Origin of the sequence: Paenibacillus jilunlii, from assembly GCF_900102965.1 — a bacterium.
GTDB classification, from domain to species: Bacteria; Bacillota; Bacilli; order Paenibacillales; family Paenibacillaceae; genus Paenibacillus_AQ; species Paenibacillus_AQ jilunlii.
Genome location: NZ_FNGM01000007.1, coordinates 169904 through 187803, shown reverse-complemented (window position 1 = coordinate 187803; position 17900 = coordinate 169904). Strand labels below are relative to the sequence as shown.

At 54.4% G+C, this 17900-nt stretch carries 14 protein-coding genes; 9 read left to right on the top strand and 5 right to left on the bottom strand.

Features of this window, described 5'->3' with window-relative positions; all coding sequences use genetic code 11:
* Positions 1 to 392 precede the first annotated feature (392 nt).
* Positions 393 to 1316, top strand: a complete 924-nt coding sequence (locus BLQ82_RS14390; protein ID WP_062527479.1) for an ABC transporter permease — start codon at positions 393 to 395, stop codon at positions 1314 to 1316.
* A 16-nt stretch (positions 1317 to 1332) separates the two neighbouring features.
* Positions 1333 to 2256, top strand: coding sequence for a carbohydrate ABC transporter permease (locus tag BLQ82_RS14385; RefSeq protein WP_062527481.1), 924 nt, complete (start codon positions 1333 to 1335; stop codon positions 2254 to 2256).
* Positions 2257 to 2276: 20 nt separating this feature from the next.
* Here BLQ82_RS14385 and BLQ82_RS14380 read toward each other — a convergent pair whose 3' ends face one another.
* Positions 2277 to 2558 carry a GNAT family N-acetyltransferase gene (locus BLQ82_RS14380; protein ID WP_062527483.1) on the bottom strand — a complete coding sequence of 94 codons (282 nt, stop codon included), beginning with the start codon at positions 2556 to 2558 and terminating at the stop codon, positions 2277 to 2279.
* A 24-nt stretch (positions 2559 to 2582) separates the two neighbouring features.
* Entirely contained in the window at positions 2583 to 2807 is a 225-nt protein-coding gene (locus BLQ82_RS14375) for a (4Fe-4S)-binding protein (protein WP_062527485.1), read from the bottom strand.
* Positions 2808 to 3220: 413 nt separating this feature from the next.
* Here BLQ82_RS14375 and BLQ82_RS14370 point away from each other — a divergent pair, with 413 nt between their 5' ends.
* Positions 3221 to 3742, top strand: a complete 522-nt coding sequence (locus BLQ82_RS14370) for a hypothetical protein (RefSeq protein ID WP_062527487.1) — start codon at positions 3221 to 3223, stop codon at positions 3740 to 3742.
* Positions 3743 to 3899: 157 nt separating this feature from the next.
* Here the strand turns inward: BLQ82_RS14370 and BLQ82_RS14365 are convergent, their stop codons facing one another.
* On the bottom strand, positions 3900 to 4826 hold the full coding sequence (locus BLQ82_RS14365; RefSeq protein WP_062527489.1) for an AraC family transcriptional regulator: 927 nt from the start codon (positions 4824 to 4826) through the stop codon (positions 3900 to 3902).
* Positions 4827 to 4979: 153 nt separating this feature from the next.
* Here BLQ82_RS14365 and BLQ82_RS14360 point away from each other — a divergent pair, with 153 nt between their 5' ends.
* The 4 genes from BLQ82_RS14360 (at position 4980) to BLQ82_RS14345 (ending at position 9802) form a co-directional block, all read left to right on the top strand.
* Entirely contained in the window at positions 4980 to 7643 is a 2664-nt protein-coding gene (locus BLQ82_RS14360; protein WP_062527491.1) for a glycoside hydrolase family 78 protein, read from the top strand.
* Positions 7644 to 7769: 126 nt separating this feature from the next.
* On the top strand, positions 7770 to 8168 hold the full coding sequence (locus tag BLQ82_RS14355; RefSeq protein ID WP_062527493.1) for an RrF2 family transcriptional regulator: 399 nt from the start codon (positions 7770 to 7772) through the stop codon (positions 8166 to 8168).
* A 96-nt stretch (positions 8169 to 8264) separates the two neighbouring features.
* Entirely contained in the window at positions 8265 to 9170 is a 906-nt protein-coding gene (locus BLQ82_RS14350; protein ID WP_062527495.1) for a class I SAM-dependent methyltransferase, read from the top strand.
* Positions 9171 to 9349: 179 nt separating this feature from the next.
* Entirely contained in the window at positions 9350 to 9802 is a 453-nt protein-coding gene (locus BLQ82_RS14345; RefSeq protein ID WP_062527497.1) for a GreA/GreB family elongation factor, read from the top strand.
* Positions 9803 to 10205: 403 nt separating this feature from the next.
* On the opposite strand, the gene BLQ82_RS14340 is transcribed toward BLQ82_RS14345, so the two are convergent.
* Entirely contained in the window at positions 10206 to 12140 is a 1935-nt protein-coding gene (locus tag BLQ82_RS14340; protein ID WP_062527499.1) for an NAD(+) synthase, read from the bottom strand.
* A 297-nt stretch (positions 12141 to 12437) separates the two neighbouring features.
* Here BLQ82_RS14340 and BLQ82_RS14335 point away from each other — a divergent pair, with 297 nt between their 5' ends.
* Positions 12438 to 13478: a LacI family DNA-binding transcriptional regulator gene (locus tag BLQ82_RS14335; protein WP_062527500.1), complete on the top strand. Its 1041-nt coding sequence runs from the start codon at positions 12438 to 12440 to the stop codon at positions 13476 to 13478.
* A 50-nt stretch (positions 13479 to 13528) separates the two neighbouring features.
* A complete protein-coding gene (locus BLQ82_RS14330; protein ID WP_062527502.1) occupies positions 13529 to 16834 on the top strand; it encodes an alpha-mannosidase in 3306 nt (1101 codons plus the stop codon).
* Positions 16835 to 17021: 187 nt separating this feature from the next.
* Here the strand turns inward: BLQ82_RS14330 and BLQ82_RS14325 are convergent, their stop codons facing one another.
* Positions 17022 to 17864 (bottom strand): sugar phosphate isomerase/epimerase family protein, encoded by an 843-nt coding sequence (locus BLQ82_RS14325; RefSeq protein WP_062527504.1) that lies wholly within the window; start codon positions 17862 to 17864, stop codon positions 17022 to 17024.
* Positions 17865 to 17900 lie beyond the last annotated feature (36 nt).

The window sequence follows — 17900 nt, the reverse complement described above, 5'->3', positions numbered from 1 at the left end:
CCGTCCCGCGCCAGCTTTTTGCAGGACGGCATTTGCCATCCCTACAACCATTGCGGTGGTGCACGGGTGAACGCAAGAGTCCAGATAACGTCAGTGAAAGTCCGGATATGCAAGTAGCCTGCCGGAGTTGCCGGAGGACTGCTTCTTATCCCGGGAAAGGCGGCGCGGAAAGTCCGGTTAAGACCTCTAAAAGGTCCGCCAGGCGTGAAAAAGGGACGATATACTGAGGGAACAGAGAGGTTTAGGCTCACACCGCGAACAGCGGTATGAATCAAGAAATCCGCAGATGGGCAGCGGCCGGAAGTCCATACATTCACCGGAATTACGACCAGAGCCCAATATTGAAAAACTCAAGTTCCATTGAAAGTTCAACAAAATTTAGGAGGGGTTCCATGAAATCCGGTCATCGCCATCCAGGTCGGACCTGGGGACAGATCAAACGGAACTGGGGGCTGTATGCACTGCTTTTTCCTGCGGCAGTCCTCACGTTATTATTCGCGTATAAGCCGATGTACGGGGTGCTTATTGCCTTCAAGGATTATAGTCCGGCGCTGGGAATCACCGATAGCCCTTGGGCAGGCTTCAAGTATTTCGAGAAGTTTTTTCATTCCTATCAATTTTCGTCCACGATCAAGAATACACTGATCATCAGCGTGTACAGTCTGATTACCTTCCCGATTCCGATCATGCTGGCGCTGATGGTCAATCAGATGCGCCCGAACCGGTTCAGACGTTTTTTTCAGACTGTATCTTATATGCCGCATTTCATTTCCACAGTGGTTATGGTCGGCCTGATGATGATACTGCTCTCCCCAAGCACCGGCCTTGTCGGCAATCTGTACAGTCTATTCGGCAAAGAGGCCCCGGATCTCATGGGTTCCGCCGGATGGTTCAGCAGTGTATATGTCTGGTCCGATGTGTGGCAGCATGTCGGGTGGGACAGCATTATCTTCATCGCGGCGTTGTCGGCGGTGGACCCGAGTCTGTATGAGGCTGCTACTGTGGACGGGGCCAGCCGCTGGCACAAGGTCCGCTACATTGATATTCCGATGCTGATGCCGACCGCCATCACCCTGCTGATCCTGCGCGTCGGCGGTCTGCTGGGCGTCGGCTTCGAGAAGGTCTACCTGATGCAGAATGACCTGAACGCCACCTCAAGTGAAATTCTGTCCACCTATGTCTATAAAATCGGGCTGCTCAGCAGCCAGTACAGCTTCTCCTCAGCCATCAACCTGTTCAATACGGTCATTAATTTCATACTGCTCATTATGGTCAACCAGATTTCCAAAAAACTCAGTGAAAACAGCTTGTGGTAGAAAGGGGAGCAGCATCATGGGAGTCCTACAGCCTGCGGCTCAGGAGAAAATAGGAAAAATAAAAAATAACCGCACCTCGGATACGGTTATGGAGTTCGTTATGTATATTGTTGCAGCGGTGTTTCTGCTGATTCTGATCTACCCGCTGTTTTTTATTGTCATCGCTTCGTTCAGTGATCCGTCTGCTGTAGCGGGAGGACAGGTCTGGCTGTTCCCCAAAGGCTTCACCCTCGACGGCTACAAAGAGCTGCTGCGCCATGACAACATCTGGACCGGTTACCGGAATACTATCCTGTACACGGTCGTCGGAACAGTGATCGGTCTGGCCGTGAACATCTCGGCAGCCTACGCGTTGTCCCGCAAAGACCTGACAGGCCGAAAAACTATCTCGCTGTATTTCATCTTCACGATGTTTTTTAACGGCGGGCTGATTCCCACCTTCCTGACGATCCGCGACTTCCATCTGTATGACACCTTCCTGGTGATGGTGCTGCCCTTCTCCGTGGGGGTCTACAACATTATTGTCGCCCGGACTTTTTTTCAGACGAGTATTCCCGGGGATTTGTGGGAGGCGGCCCAGATCGACGGCTGCGGCAACCTCCGCTACTTTGCCCAGGTTGTGCTGCCGCTGTCCAAAGCGATTATTGCCGTGCTGGGCTTATGGATTGCCGTCGGCTACTGGAACTCGTATTTCAACGCCTTGATCTACCTCAAGAACCCGGACATGTATCCGCTGCAGCTGATCCTCCGCAATATTCTGATCACCAATCAGATGCAGTCCGGCATGGGAACGGGCGAAGCGGCGCAAATCGCACTGCGGCTGGCGAATATGATGCGCTACTCCGTCATTATCGTGGCTACAGTGCCGATTATGTGCGTGTATCCTTTTGTGCAGAAGTATTTCAATCAAGGTGTGATGATCGGCGCGGTGAAGGAGTAGGCTAATGGGCAGGGCTGCAACTATTGATGGAGGACATCTCCAAGTTCGGCACGCTGCTGGAATCTGCCTTTGGCAAAAGGGCATAAGGGCAATATTTTAATCCCATTCTCCCTTGCGTATTCCACTATTGCTTCGACAAGCAGGTCTCCAAGCCCCTGTCCGCGGTAAGCGGTGTTGACGAAGGTATGATCAATAATATAAAGGCTGGCTGTTGAGGTGACATAAGTCATTTCAGCAGCGATGGCGTCCTGATCCCGGATCAGAAACCGCTTGTTGTCTTTATCGTGAGCTACATTATGCATCGTGACACCTCTTTCTGTATGCTATTATTCTTGGTCAAGAATCTCGTATTTGAGCGCGCCGCTCGGGCATTTGTCGATATGCCGGGCAATGGCCTCTGCGGCATCCGCATCGGGCTCAACCCAAGGACGTTTGCTTACATTGAAAACCGCAGGCAAACCTTTAACACAAACACCGGAGTGAATGCATTTTTCGGACTGAAACTTCACCGTGATATTTTTGCCGTAATACAGCTTCTGATCGTTTGTCATACGTTCACACCTTTCATTTTCATATTCTATATAAATTGAACTTGAAAATATTACAATGAAGGGAAAAGTGGCGGAGGAGAAGTTTGGAACTGTAGGAGCGGTAGCGTCCGCCTTTGTCTGCGGATTTCCACCGCGAACAGCGGGTTATAATCAAGAAATCTGCAGACAACAGCGGCCGGAAGTCCAAACATTCTCTGGAGTCACGGCCAATCCCAAATAGAAAAATCACAAGTTCAATTTATATAGGCTTAACATTGATGACTATACCATATTTATTTGAAAAAAAGCTGCTATGATTTCGCTAAAATTTGATATAAAAAGCTGGAAAAGTACAGTTTCTCAGCAAGTTCGCCATCTATCGCCGTAAAATGGTAAACTAGGAAGTATAGTATTTTACGGGGAGTGAACTTCTTATGAAAAAGCTTGCTGCCGGCTTCCTAGCCGGTGCGGTACTGATGATCGGTACCCAGGCGATCGGGGCTTCTACAAGTCTAGTGGGCAAGACAATTCAAGCAGAATACACCGTAAACGTGTACGGCAAGAAACTGGCGGTCCCAGCCATTGTAATTGACGGCAAAAGTTATGCGCCGGTCCGGGCAATCGGGGAGCTGGCAGGATATAAGGTTTCTCTATCAGGCAGGACCATCAGTCTGGACGAAAAAGAGGCGGCGGCTCTGCCGTCGCTGGCCGATAAGAATGCAGGCATTACAATGGGCCCGGTGCCCACGCTGACAGCAGACTCCGGAACAGCCGTAACCAAAGGCAAGATCAAGGCGATTGACAGCAAAATAGATACCGTTGTCGACAACATCCTGTCCACAAGCAGCAAGCTGAAGGCCGATCCTGACAATGGCGGCCTGAAGGACAAGCTGGAGCAATATAAAGACGAATACGCCGATCTGCTCCAGCAAAAGGATGCCGAACTGCAGAAGTAGAACGGGCATGGCCAGCGGAACTGCAATGTAAACCGCTGTAAAAAATCCAATATTAGAGGCTGCTCCGTCATTGGCTGCAATGACACGGGGCGGCCTCTTTTTCAATAGGAACGCTTCTTATTGTACGGAATATTGTAAGCCATCGCTCAGCCTGCTGCTAATAAAGCTGCTGTTGCGATTTGCTATTATTGGCCCCGCCTGCTGTCGCCGCAGCAGTTTCCGCTTCTTGCCGGAACCCGCCGGGGGTTTTGCCAATAATCCGTTTGAAGACCAGGCTGAAGGTTTTGGTGTCACGGTACCCCACCTGCTCGGCAATGAGCGGGAGGGGAGTGTGCGGCTGCCGGGCCAGCAGCCCGCAGCTTTTTTGAATCCGGACATTTTGCAGGAAATGGTGAAAGGTCTGGCCGGTGTGCGCTTGGAACAACCGCTGCAGATGACGTTCACTCCACTCAAAGGCCTGGGCAAGATGGGACAAGGTGATATCCTGGGCATACTCCTGCTGGATATAGCGGAGAACATGCAGGAATCGCGTGTGCTTGTTCACCGGAAAATGAAGCTCATCATGCTTGAAGCGGTAGAGGGTAACCACCAGTTGAATGAACAGGGACAATAAATAGGTGCCGGAGCCGGTCTGCGGTAAATTGTACTCCCGGTGCAGCGAGAGAAAGAGATTCTCAATGGAGCTATGAAGGTCGGTGACTGAGAACGCAGAAACCTGGTGATTTCGGATCTGTGCCGCATATTCGGCAATCGCCGGGTCCGGAATAACCGAAACCAGTCCTTCCAGCAGCCCGGGTGTAAACAAACAATTGTAGACTACAAGCGGTTCTTTAAGGGATTCGGGCGACGACGGCCGGAAGACATGGGAGACGCCGATGGGAATGAAATACAACTGTCCTTTGAAGGCATGGTGAACCTCCTGTTCTATATAGTGGAACCCCTTGCCTTCCGCAACGAAGGCCAGCTCGATGAAATCATGGGAATGAAGCGGAAGCTGATAAGTCTCTGTAGCACGGTTCACGTACAGGAGCAGATTTTTTTCGAAAAAGCTTTCGCCTTTCAGCGTATGGTTTGCAGAATTCACCCGTCCACCCCTTTCTCCGCTGGACCAAAAGTCCTTTTTGCGCAGGTGAAATGTCTTTTTTACAGGTAATAGAATGGATTTGAATTCTTATAATTGTAATAGAAAGCGTTTCAAAATTATAGGGTGAATCCAAGAAAAGACGGGGTGGACAGGATGCTGACGGTTCAAAAGTTACGTGTGGAGTATAAGGAAAATCCGGTCGGGCTTGATGTGCGCTTCCCAAGAATCAGCTGGCAGCTTCTATCGGAGGAACGGAATGTGCTGCAGCAGTCCTATGAGATCGAGGTCTCTGCTGAAGCGGACTTCCGCCGGATATTATGGAGTTCCGGGAGGGTGGTTTCGGAGCAATCGGCCCATGTGGAACTGGCGGAACTGCTGCTGCGCTCACGGGAGCGTTATTACTACCGGGTAAGAGTGTGGGATATGGAGAACCGGAGTACAGAATGGTCGGAAACTGCATTTTGGGAGATGGGGCTGCTGGCACAGGAGGAGTGGCAGGCTGAATGGATCAGCGCCCCGCTGTCTCTACTCGGTGTAGAAGCAGAGCAGTGTCCGCTCCTTCGGGGCAGCTTTCACACCTCTGCTAAACCGCTTAAGGCCAGAATGTATGCGACTGCTCTCGGGCTGTATGAACTGGAACTCAACGGCATGCGCGTAGGCGATGGTTATCTGACCCCGGGCTGGACCAGCTACGGTCAACGGCTGCAGGTGCAGACTTATGATATTACAGCGCAGATTGCAGCCGGAGAGAATGCTGTGGGCGCCTGGCTGGGGAACGGCTGGTACAAGGGGAACCTGGCCTGGGATAACCGCAGGCATATTTTTGGCAGCCGCACCGCATTGCTGATGCAAATCCATCTGGCCTATGAGGATGGGAGCGAGCAGATATTTGCGACGGGTGAGCACTGGACTGCCGCCGCCGGCCCGATTCTGATGTCGGAGCTTTATCATGGAGAGACCTATGATGCCCGTCTGGAGCTGAGCGGGTTCAGCCAGGCCGGTTATGACGACAGCAGCTGGTCCAAGGTCGAGCTCATCGCGCATTCGAAGGAGATTCTGGTGGCGCAGGAGAATGTTCCGGTAAAAAAAATTGAGCAGATCAAGCCGCTTAAGCTGCTTAAGACGCCTGCCGGTGAAACCGTGCTTGATATGGGGCAAAATATGGTCGGCTGGATGCAATTTTCCCTGGATGCCCCGCGCGGGCGGCAGGTGGAGCTGGTTCATTTCGAGGTGCTGGACCGGGACGGCAATGTCTATACCGAGAATCTGAGAGGCGCCGGACAGAAGATCACGTATATAGCCAAAGGCGGGGGCCCGGAAAGCTATGAGCCGCGGTTTACCTTCCATGGATTCCGCTACGTGCAGCTGACCGGGTTCGGCGAGGAGTCTTCGCTGCAGGATTTCACGGGGATTGTGCTTCATTCGGATATGGAGCACACAGGCTCCTTCGCGTGCTCCAATCCCCTGATCAACCAGCTCCAGCACAATATCCTGTGGGGCCAAAAAGGCAACTTTGTCGATGTGCCGACGGATTGCCCGCAGCGGGATGAGCGGCTCGGCTGGACCGGGGATGCGCAGATGTTCATCCGCACCTCCGCGTATCTGATGAATGTGGCGCCGTTTTTCACCAAATGGCTCAAAGACCTGTCTGCCGATCAACTGGACAATGGCGGTGTTCCGTTCGTGATCCCGAACGTCCTGGGAGAAAATGAGCATTCGTCTGCGGCATGGGGCGACGCCGCCGTGATCTGTCCCTGGACGCTGTACCAATGTTACGGGGATAAGCGTATCCTTGAACAGCAGTATCCAAGCATGCGAGGCTGGGTGGAGTATATCCGCAAGCAGGGCCAAGATGAATATCTGTGGAACACGGGGTTTCATTTTGGCGACTGGCTGGGACTGGATGCCAAACCGGACAGCTACAAAGGTGCTACGGATACCGATTTGATCGCAACTGCCTTTTATGCTTATTCCGTTCAGCTTCTGCAGAAGACGGCCGATGTATTGGGGAGAACTGAAGACGCCCAACATTACTCGGACCTGCACAGCCGCATTAAAGAAGCTTTTAACCGGGAGTTTATCACGCCTTCGGGGCGTTTATCCGTACCCACACAGACAGCCTGTGTATTGGCCCTGATGTTCGGGCTGGTGGAAGGCCTGGCAAAAGCAAGAACAACAGACAAACTCCTGAAGCTCCTGGAAGAAAGCGGCCACCATCTCACCACCGGGTTTGTGGGCACACCTTATCTCAACCTTGTGTTAAGTGAAGCGGGGCATACGGATGCGGCCTACAAATTGCTGCTGCAGACCGACTATCCCTCTTGGCTGTACCAGGTGACCCGAGGAGCGACGACCATCTGGGAGCACTGGGACGGGATAAAGGAGGACGGAAGCTTCTGGAGCAAGGATATGAATTCGTTCAATCATTATGCGTATGGAGCCATCGGGGATTTTTTGTACCGCCATGTTGCAGGCATTGAACTGGATGAAGCGCATCCGGGATACAAGGAATTTGTGATCAAGCCGCAGCCGGGCGGGGATCTGACCTGGACTGCAGCCACGCTTGAAACGATGTACGGGCGCATCCGCTCGGAATGGAGTATAACTGCGGATCAAATGGAAATGTCCGTTTCGGTGCCGCCGAACACTTCTGCAACGCTATATCTCCCGAATGCCAGTCTGGCCCGTGTGCTGGAGGGTGATGTGCCGCTTGAGCGGACCGCCGGCGTACATTCCACAGAGCAGCTAGAGCATAAGGTGAAAGTAATACTGGGCTCCGGGGACTATAGGTTTACTTATAAGCTGGGCGCGAAATGAGCTAAGAGTAACAATGAAGGAAGCAAACGGATTTCGGCAGTGAACGGCTGTTAAAGTCTCCGTTTGCTTTTTGCTTTCTTTAGCGCTATTATAGATTAATAAAGTCTTTGATTGAGGTGGATGTTCATGAAGTATTCAAAGGCAACCAACTATGCGCTGCACACAATGCTCTATCTGGTGTCTGCTGCACCGAACAAGCCAATAGGTGTACAGCTGCTCGCGGAACGGCAGGGGGTATCTCCCACATATCTGTCGAAGATCCTGACCAAGCTGGTAAAGGCGGATCTCATCGAGTCCGCATCCGGTGCGAACGGCGGGTACCGGCTGAAGCGCAAGCAGGAAGAGATTTCTTTTCTGGACATCATTCATGCCATTGAAGGTACGGCTTCGTTGTTCGATTGTACGCTCAACCACTCCAGCAAGTGTCTGATTCAGCAGGAGATGGTCGAAGCGGAGCGGCAGATGGAGCAGTATCTGCAGAACAAGAAGATGTCCGAGCTTGCCGGAAAAATGACGGTGGACTGATCATCCGCCGTTTTTGGCGGAATGATTATAGATATAGATAGTCTTTTAAATCTGTAAAAGCTTGAAATTAACGATCTTGGAAAGGGATGAACTGAAATGACAACCGATTTATTTAATGCCGATGTATGGGAAAAGGCCTGGAAAGAGGACCCGGAGGCGACGGGCAACAGGTTCAAGCAGTCGGGGATGGACATGGCACGCACCTTTGACCATAAAGCGAAGTCGTTTAATGAAGAAGTGTTCAGTGAAGGAGGAAGACGCAGAAGCGAGCGGATTATCGGCTGGCTTGAAGGCCAGGGTGTCGACTTTGAAGGACTGTCTGTATTGGATGTGGGTGCGGCTTCGGGCGGGTTCACGGTTCCTTTTGCCGACAGAGGGGCGAGAGTTACCGCAGTGGAGCCGAACCTTCCATTATCCGAGCTGTTCATGGAGAATACCGCCAGGTTCGATCCGGGACAGGTAGAGCTGGTGCGTGAGCGGTTTGAACATGTGGATCTTGATGCCAAAGGCTGGAAGGGCGCTTTCGATCTGGTCTTTGTATCCATGTCTCCGGTGGTTGTGGATTGGGAGAGTGTGGAGAGTGTGCTCAGCTGTGCGCGCAAGTACTGCTACATCAGCCTGAATGCAGGGGACAGAGAGAACAGTCTGCTGAATGAGGTGCTTCCTTTGCTGGACGGGCATGAATGGCATGTGAAAAGCTCGGATATGGCTTATTTAACCCACTTGCTCTATCTGAAGGGATATTCGTTTGAGTCGCTGATCACACGCGAGATGAAAAGCACCGAGCTCTCCAGCGAGGAGGCGATCAAGGAGACACTGATGCTCCTGAAGCATCATAAGCTGCCCGCGGATGAGGCGGCCCGCCGGACCGTTACGGAATATGTGCACCGCACTTATCCTGACGGCAAGGTGCAGGTTAAGCAGGGAGGACGCTTCGGCAAGGTGCTGATCCGGCTGCAGGAGCTGAATATGTACAGCAGAGCAGAAACCGGCAAACGTTAATCAATAAGGGCAAACGGCGGTAAAGGCGGATTGGCCTTGTATTTCTGACAAAAGATGATATGTTATAGATAGATCCCCATAGCGGGATCTATTTTACTATATGGAAGGAATGAGCGAAATGAGAGGACAAGTGCAGGTTTTCGAGCAAGACCGGATGAAGAAAGCGGGTGAAATCTACTATGAACCATAGTCTGATTACGGATTCTTTGCGTGAGGAGCTGGTGCGCCAGCTTGTATATTTTGATGAGAATACCTATGGCATTCTGGAACGGACAGCTATGGAATCGCCTGCGGACCGTGCGGAGATTCGTGCTTTGATTGAGAAGTATCAAGCATGTGTGCAGCGCATTTTGTCCGGCACCGGTGATGAGCTAGCGCGCTCTACGGTGCTGGTCGGCTCCTGGATTTCGCTGCGGATCGGCCCGGAAACGCTGACAGACGCGTATCGTATTGTGATTCCCGGCGAATCCAGCCTGGATGAGTATTCGATCTCCCTCTGCTCCCCTATGGGCAGAGCGCTGCTCCTGGCTGAACCCGGTGAGACGGTAACGGTTCATACTCCGCTTGGCAGTGACCAGGTGCTTGTACTGAATAACGTCTATGATTATGCCGTCCGTGAAAAGCAGAGGTAGCGGTTGGGATAGGGTGGGAAAGCTTATTTTTAACCGTGCTTCTGGTGCTGTTCAATGGAAAGGGCGCCTGCTTCGTGTGGGAAGGTGATCGAAGTGGAATTAGTACAACTAAATCGGCTGGAAGGCGCTCTGCACCAGTGTTAGTTGGAATTAGTAGACTTAATTTAAGCAATTTTACTCATAATAGGGTGAATCGGCTGAATTAGATTACCTTTTTCCCACTAAAGATGGTTCTGGAGCCAGATGGGCCGGATTAAGTTCACTTTTTCCACTAAGCTCCTTCCGCCCCGGTCTCGATCCAAAAGTCATACTACATCACAACGGCTGCGCTGTCCTTATGGATGCGCAGCCGTTGCTGTTTGTATTCGGATGCTGCCAGGTTGTCCAGCGGATCAGCTGCTGCTTACAGCTCCTCGACCTCACGCAGCCAAAGCGCTGCAGAAGCGTCGCTCGGCATACGCCAGTCGCCGCGCGGCGAGAGGCTGACCGTTCCGACCTTCGGTCCGTCCGGGAGGCAGGAGCGCTTGAACTGCTGGGTGAAGAAGCGGGTCACGAATACCCGGAGCCAGCTCACCAGCTGCTCCTTGGGGTAGGCGTCGCCAAAAGCATGCCGGGCAAGGTAGAACATTTTTGCGGGAGAAGCGCCTGTCCGCAGCATGTAATACAGGAAGAAATCATGCACTACATAAGGCCCGAGGATATTCTCCGTAAGCTGGACAATCTCGCCGGTAGCGGATGGCGGCAGAAGCTCGGGACTGATTCCCGTGTCGATGATGTCGTAGAGCAGCTTGTTTACGGTCTCGTCTGCCTCGTGGTCGGCATACCAGGCGACGACATATTGAATAAGCGTCTTCGGAATACCTGAGTTGACACTGTACATAGACATATGGTCGCCGTTATAGGTGCACCATCCGAGGGCGAGCTCCGACAGATCGCCGGTGCCGATCACAATGCCGCCGTTTTTGTTGGCCAGGTCCATCAGAATCTGCGTGCGTTCCCGGGCCTGAACGTTCTCATAAGTCAGATCGTGAACATCCTTGTCATGGCCGATATCCTCGAAATGCTGCAGGCAGGCGGCCTTGATGTCCACTACCTTGAGCGAAGCGCCGAGTGCCTTGATCAGGCCGACGGCGTTGTCGTAGGTGCGGTTCGTCGTGCCGAAGCCCGGCATGGTGACCGCCAGCACATCGCTGGCCGGGCGGCCCAGCAGCTCCATCGCCCGGACGGCAACGAGCAGCGCCAACGTGGAATCCAGACCGCCGGAGATGCCGATCACCGCCTGCTTGGTGCCGATATGGCGGATGCGCTTCATCAGGCCGGAGGTCTGGATGGAGAGAATCTCCCGGCAGCGGTCGTCGCGCTGCTGCGGATTGCCGGGAACAAACGGGTTCACGGCGAGGCTGCGGGCCAGCTCCCGTCCTTCAAGCAGGGCGCCCGGTGCCGCATAGAGCACCTCACGGTAGTTGCGGCCGCCCTTGCCGGCCCGGAAGGTGCCCATCACTGTGCGGGAATACTGGATTCTTGGCACATCGATGTCGGCGATGATGATGCGGCTCTCATGGGTGAAGCGCTCGGATTCCGCGAGCATCTGTCCGTTCTCGGCGATCAGCGAGTGGCCGCCGAATACGACATCCGTTGTCGATTCGCCGGTATTGCAGCCGGCGTAGACATAACCTGCCACGCAGGAGGCGGATTGGCTGGAGACCAGCTGGCGGCGGTAATCCGCTTTGCCCACCAGCTCATTGCTGGCCGAAGGGTTGAACAGCAAGACAGCTCCGGCCTGGGCGAGCAGGCTGCTCGGAGGAACCGGAACCCAGAGATCCTCGCAGATTTCCACACCAAAGGAGATGCCGCTGCCTTCACTGGTAAAGATCAGATCATTGCCGATCGGCACGGCCGTTTCACCCATCCGCAGCTCTGATATCTCCAGCTCTTCGGCTCCGGCAAACCAGCGGGGCTCATAGAATTCACTGTAGCCGGGGATACAGGTCTTCACTACTAGCCCCAGAATTTTACCTTGCTGCAGTACGGCAGCGCAGTTGAACAGCCTGCTTTTTATCGCAACGGGCAAACCGGCGATGACGATCAGATTCCGCCCTTTGGTAGCGGCGGCGATCTTCTGCAAGGCAGCCAGTGCGGCTTCCTGCAGCACCGGCTGCAGGAATAAATCCGCGCAGGTATATCCGGTAATGGACAGCTCCGGCAGCACCAGATATTCCACCTGCTTCTCATCCGCTTGTCCAATCACATCCATAATTTGTGCTGCATTATACTCGCAGTCGGCAACCCGCAGTTCAGGGGAGGCGGCCGCGACTCTTGCGAATCCGAAATTCTGCATTTGTTTCACCTATCCTTTGTATGATGGCACGTACTAATAATTAATTGTACCCATGATTTGGTGCCCGTAACAAGTAGAAAAGGCCGAATAGAGCATGAAGTTGCATGCAGCTCCGAGAGTGAAAGAATAACCGGCCCAAAAACAGGGGCCAGCGGAAGCCGTTAAAGGCTGTGCTGTCCCCTTTTTGCTGCATTCCGATTGTACTGCCGGTGCCGGGTGAATCCCCTTTCAGACCTTTTCCATAAAAAGGGTATACAACAGAAATAACACGTGTTATACTTTTGCCGAGGTGCTGATATGGGCAAAAAAAGAGTGACCAGCCACGACGTCGCCAAGCTGGCCGGTGTATCCCGCAGCGTGGTCTCTGCTGTGCTGAATGGCACGCCGGGTATCGGCGTCAGCGGAGAGACGCGTGAGAATGTGCTGGCAGCGATCCGCGAGCTGAACTACCATGTGGATGCCCAGGCGCGGAGCATGAAGACGGGCCGCACCATGAGTCTGGCTGCGTTCGGCGACACACGGCATCCGCTGTTCATGCGGCTGCTGGAGGGCATGCAGCGGGAATGTGAAGCGCATGGCTATCACATTCTGCTCTGCTCGCCGGGCCACCGGCCGGACGGCGAGGCCAGGGATGAGCTGGTGGATCTCTACCACCAGCGGAAGATCGACGGCATCGTGACGCTGGATGATACCAGCTACCGCGATGAGGCATGGGCCGCCAAGGTCAGCGAGGCGGGGGTTCCTTATGTATCCGTGGAGGGCTATGCCGAAGCGGAGGGGGTATGCTCTGTGCTGGCCGACTACAAGGGCAGTGTGGAGCTGGCGCTGGATTATTTGCTGCGGCCGGGAACTCCGCAGGTCCAGACTCCGGTATATGCTGAGGTATATCATGGCAGCATCCGGAGCTGGGCGGAGCGGACGCGCCGGGACGCCTACACCCGCTGGTGCAGCGGCCGGGGCATGAATCCCTTTTCCTTCCGCCTTCCCGAACGGGAAGGGCGGGTGGACTGGGAGGAATGGCTCCTGAAGCTGGCGGATATCAGCAAGCCGCCGCCGCCGCTGCTGGTGAACTGGTCCAGCGGGGTCCCGGATTTGTACCGGGCCGCCCATAAGCTGGGCCTGCGCATCGGCGAAGAACTGCGGGTGATGGCGGCAGACAACACGATCCAGGGCCACCGGCTGAGCCTCCCGGCATTAAGCTGTGTGGAAATTCCCTATGTAGGCATGGGGGAAGAAGCGGTGCGGCGGGTGCTGAAGCAGATTGAAGGCGGAACAACGTCAGAAGCCGCCGGGAAAATATGGCTGCCTGCAGTTCTAAGGGCGGGAGAAAGCGCGTAAGTGCGCTTTTTCCGGGCACATAACACGTGTTATTAGAGGAGGAAGGGCAAATGTTTTGGACTGAGGAGAAGCTGGGTGCGCGGCTGCGGGAGCTGGAAGGGTACCGTTACCGCGAAATTGCCAAGTTGAATGACTGGCTGGCAGTAGAGGATAAGGATGGAGCGAACGGGGTATACCCTCCGCAGCCCAAAGGAGGCAGCCGGCTTCAGCAGGGGGACTACTGGACCGGACGGGATGCATACATCTGGCTGCATAGAACCATTGAAGTGCCTGCGGAGTGGAAGGGGAAACGCGTGGTCGGGCTTTTTGACTTCGGCCGGACCGGCGGGGGCAACAACAGCGGCTTTGAGTCGCTGCTGTATATTGACGGCAAGCCTTATCAGGGGGTGGATTCCAACCACCAGGAGGTTTTTCTGGAGGAGGATGCGGCGGGCCGTGCGCTGGATTTCACCTTCCGCTTGTGGTCTGGGCTGGAGGGCGGTGGCCTCCCGGTTCCCCAGGAACACCGGATCAAGCGGGCAGAGCTGGCCTGGCTGGATGAGGCGGCGGATAATTTATATTATACAGGCCGTGCTGCACTATCCACCTACAAGCAGCTTGCCGACAATCAGCCGGAGAAGCAGGAGCTGCTGATGGCGCTCAACCGGGCTTTTAACAAGCTGGACTGGTCGAAACCGGGCAGCGCAGGCTTTTACATTTCCGTCCAGGAGGCTGAAGCGCTGCTGCTGGAGCAGCTGGCGCTGCTTGAGGCGAAGCATCCGGTAACCGTAACCGCAATCGGCCATACTCATATCGACGTTGCCTGGCTGTGGCGGCTTACCCATACTCGGGAAAAAGCCGCGCGCTCCTTCTCGACGGTGCTCCGTCTGATGAAGCAGTACCCGGAATATATATTTTTGCAGACCCAGCCTCAGCTGTATGCGTACATCAAAGAGGATTACCCGGAAATCTATGCCGAAATCCGCAAGCGGGTGGAAGAGGGCCGCTGGGAAGCCGGAGGTGCGATGTGGCTGGAGGCGGACTGCAATCTGACCAGCGGGGAATCACTGGTGCGCCAGATCTTGTACGGGACGAAGTTCTTCCGGGAGGAATTCGGTGTGGACTGCAAATATTTATGGCTCCCCGATGTATTTGGCTACAGCTGGGCACTGCCGCAGATTTTGCGCAAATCGGGCATTGATACCTTCATGACCACCAAGATCAGCTGGAGCCAATATAACCGTATGCCGCATGATACGTTCCGCTGGAGAGGCATTGACGGCAGTGAAGTGCTGACCCATTTTATCACCACACCTGAAGGGCCTGACTCCGGCGCCTGGTATTACACCTACAACGGTCTGATTGAAGCCTTCTCCGTTCAGGGCATCTGGGATCAGTACCGGGATAAGAATCTGAACCGCGAGCTGCTGCTCTCCTACGGATATGGTGATGGCGGCGGGGGCGTTAACCGCGAAATGCTGGAAATGCGCCGCCGCCTTGACAAGATGCCGGGCATTCCTGCGGTCCGGACGGGGCGGGCGGATGAATATTTTGAACGCCTGAATGAAACGGTCCGCGCCACTGACCAGTATGTTCATACCTGGGACGGGGAGCTGTACCTGGAGTACCACCGGGGAACGTATACCAGCCAGGCCTACAACAAGCGGATGAACCGGAAGCTGGAACTGCTGTACCGTGAAGCGGAGTGGCTGCAGGTCCTCCTGGCTGTAGAAAAAGGCAGCTTCAGCAGCTATCCGGCGCAGTCCCTGCTGGAAGGCTGGCACACCATCCTCCGCAACCAGTTCCATGATATTATCCCAGGCTCCTCCATCCGCGAGGTGTACGAGGATTCAAGACTGGAATATGCGGAAGCGGAGCGGATCGGCAGCGCGGCGGCGAAGGCTGCGGCTGAAGGGCTGGTTGGAGGGCTGGCAGAAGGGCTGACAGAAGGGTTAGCAGAAGGGAAGGCACATGGGCAGGCCGAAGAGCAGGCTGCAGGGGCCGGTACCCGGCATGAGACAGAATATACCGTCTTCAATGGAGCTTTCTACGATCGGACGGAGCTGGCAGCCATTCCTTATGAAGCAGTAGGTGAGGACAGGGTGTGGACCACTGCGGACGGCCGACAGTTATCTTCCCAGCGTGTTGGCGGGGATTGGCTGATCGAGGTTCCGGCGGTTCCGATGCTGGGCAGCACAGTCATAAAGGCAGGACCTGCGGCAGCATTATCGGTTCAGGTGGATTCAGCGGGTTCTGCTGTTTCTGCCGATTCTGCCGCAGGAAAGACTGAGGTGCGGGAAGGCAACTCCTTAACGTCCGGTAGTCCGGTTCCGTTCGAATGGCAGGATTCCCGGCTTACGACTCCGTTTTATGTGCTGGAATGGAACGGTGCGGGGCAGCTGAGCCGCATTTATGACCGCCGGGAACAGCGGGAGGTGCTGGCTCCGGGCGAGAACGGCAACGTGCTTCAGGTTTTTGAGGATAAGCCGAAGATGTTCGATGCCTGGGATATTGACCTGTTTTATCAGGAGAAAAAGAGAGAAATCACTGACCTGCGCTCAGTAGAGCTGACCGAATGCGGCCTGCTTGCGGCAGTGCTGGAATTCACATGGAAGTATATGGACTCCTCCATTGTTCAGAAGGTCAAGGTGTACAGCAGAAGCGCCCGGATTGACTTTGAGACACTGGTCGATTGGCATGAGCAGCATCAGCTGCTGAAGACCGCTTTTCCGGTAGCGGTGCGGGCTACGGAAGCTACCTATGACATCCAATTCGGGAACGTTAAGCGGCCGACGCACTGGAATACAAGCTGGGACTATGCGCGGTTCGAAAGTGTGGGCCATCAATGGGCCGATCTGTCGGAGCGGGGGTATGGCGCCAGTCTGCTGAATGATTGCAAATACGGCTATGACATCAAGGATCATGTAATGCGGCTGTCGCTGATCAAGTCGGCCACCGAGCCTGACTGGCAGGCGGATCAGGGGGAGCACCGATTCACCTATGCCCTGCTGCCGCATAAGGGCGACTGGGCAGCAGCCAGTACAGTTCAGGAAGCTTGGTCACTGAATAATCCGCTGCGTGTGGTTAAGGGCGGTTATGCTGCGGGGGCCGGTAAATCACTGATTAAGACGGACTGCGGCAGCATTGCCGTTGACGCCATTAAAATGGCGGAGAATGGCGAAGGCTTCATCGTCCGCCTGCATGAGTATACGGGCACCCGCAGCACCGTAACGCTCAGCAGCGATTATCCGGTTCATTCCTGGCAGGAATGTGACTTGATGGAGCGGCCTGCGGGCGAAGTGAAGCCTGGCGGGGCGGTTACCTTTGACGTCAAGCCGTATGAAATTATTACTTTTATTGTAAAATTATCCGGTTAGGTATCGGGCATAGAAGCCGGTAAAATTAGTCACAGACAGCAGCAACGGGCATCCGATTCTCACGGCAGGTGTGAGGGGATGCCCGTTTTGGTGTGCCGCTTAGGCATAGTAATCGGGGTCGGTTAGGCGGTCTGCGGCACAGTTTTATAGCTATCGCTTCCTTCTGTCCCCAGTTTCCTGCAACCGGTCAGACTTCATCATACAGCCGCTGCAGAAAATCTATGCTGCCCTGCATATATTCCTCTGGGGTACTCTCCAAAATGCCCTGAATATGCGGCCGTTTATATTTTATGTATTGGAGCAGCGGAGCAAAGTGAAGCAGCCCTTGGCCGACAGGCACAATCCCGATCTGTCCGTCATTGACCGTGAAGTCCTTCAGGTGCAGGACAGCAATCCGGTCCCCCAGCAGCTCCAGCGCTTCCCCAATCACGGCATCCTGCTGCCGGTAATTGTCCGCGGTCATTAGATTGGCACAGTCGAGAATAATCTGCAGATTATTGGAGGGAATCAGCGTGAGCAGCCGGTGTGCCAGCTGTGCGGTATGCAGCGGGTGATTGATCCCTGCTTCGATGCCTACCGTTACGCCGAACCGCTCCGCCTCCGCCACCAAGGCCTGTACCGAAACTGCTACCTGGCGGAAGGCTTCCTCGGTAAAATTCTCCGCAGTATACCCTTTGCCTACACTGCCTGTTTCGGTACCAACCAGACTGGCGCCAAAATCGCGGGCCAGGCGAAGATGGGTGCTGAATGCGTTCAAAGCCAGCTGTCTTTTGACAGGATCAGGATCGACGATATTCACATAGCAGCCGAGCACGGCAATCCGGACTCCTGCCTGGCGGAAGGCTTCGCCAAAATAAGCAGCGGTTCCTGGGCTTAGCGCAGTCAGCGCAGGAACACTTTCGGGAAAGGACTTATGTACAGCGAGCTGAATATGCGAAAAACGATACCTGCTAAGCTTCCCGGTCAGCTCCGGCAAAGGCAGACGGCCAAAATCATGGGCGCGTACACCTAGATGAAGCGGGGCAGTCATAATAAAAACCTCCTTTTGCGGCGTTTGAAGGTAACA

Excerpts from the sequence above, each read along its gene's own strand:
- BLQ82_RS14370 (WP_062527487.1), top strand. The coding sequence starts at position 3,221 with ATGAAAAAGCTTGCTGCCGGCTTCCTAGCCGGTGCGGTACTGATGATC.
- BLQ82_RS14380 (WP_062527483.1), bottom strand. The coding sequence starts at position 2,558 with ATGCATAATGTAGCTCACGATAAAGACAACAAGCGGTTTCTGATCCGG.
- BLQ82_RS14390 (WP_062527479.1), top strand. The coding sequence starts at position 393 with ATGAAATCCGGTCATCGCCATCCAGGTCGGACCTGGGGACAGATCAAA.
- BLQ82_RS14335 (WP_062527500.1), top strand. The coding sequence starts at position 12,438 with ATGGGCAAAAAAAGAGTGACCAGCCACGACGTCGCCAAGCTGGCCGGT.
- BLQ82_RS14375 (WP_062527485.1), bottom strand. The coding sequence starts at position 2,807 with ATGACAAACGATCAGAAGCTGTATTACGGCAAAAATATCACGGTGAAG.
- BLQ82_RS14355 (WP_062527493.1), top strand. The coding sequence starts at position 7,770 with ATGAAGTATTCAAAGGCAACCAACTATGCGCTGCACACAATGCTCTAT.
- BLQ82_RS14330 (WP_062527502.1), top strand. The coding sequence starts at position 13,529 with ATGTTTTGGACTGAGGAGAAGCTGGGTGCGCGGCTGCGGGAGCTGGAA.
- BLQ82_RS14360 (WP_062527491.1), top strand. The coding sequence starts at position 4,980 with ATGCTGACGGTTCAAAAGTTACGTGTGGAGTATAAGGAAAATCCGGTC.
- BLQ82_RS14345 (WP_062527497.1), top strand. The coding sequence starts at position 9,350 with ATGAACCATAGTCTGATTACGGATTCTTTGCGTGAGGAGCTGGTGCGC.
- BLQ82_RS14340 (WP_062527499.1), bottom strand. The coding sequence starts at position 12,140 with ATGCAGAATTTCGGATTCGCAAGAGTCGCGGCCGCCTCCCCTGAACTG.
- BLQ82_RS14350 (WP_062527495.1), top strand. The coding sequence starts at position 8,265 with ATGACAACCGATTTATTTAATGCCGATGTATGGGAAAAGGCCTGGAAA.
- BLQ82_RS14325 (WP_062527504.1), bottom strand. The coding sequence starts at position 17,864 with ATGACTGCCCCGCTTCATCTAGGTGTACGCGCCCATGATTTTGGCCGT.
- BLQ82_RS14385 (WP_062527481.1), top strand. The coding sequence starts at position 1,333 with ATGGGAGTCCTACAGCCTGCGGCTCAGGAGAAAATAGGAAAAATAAAA.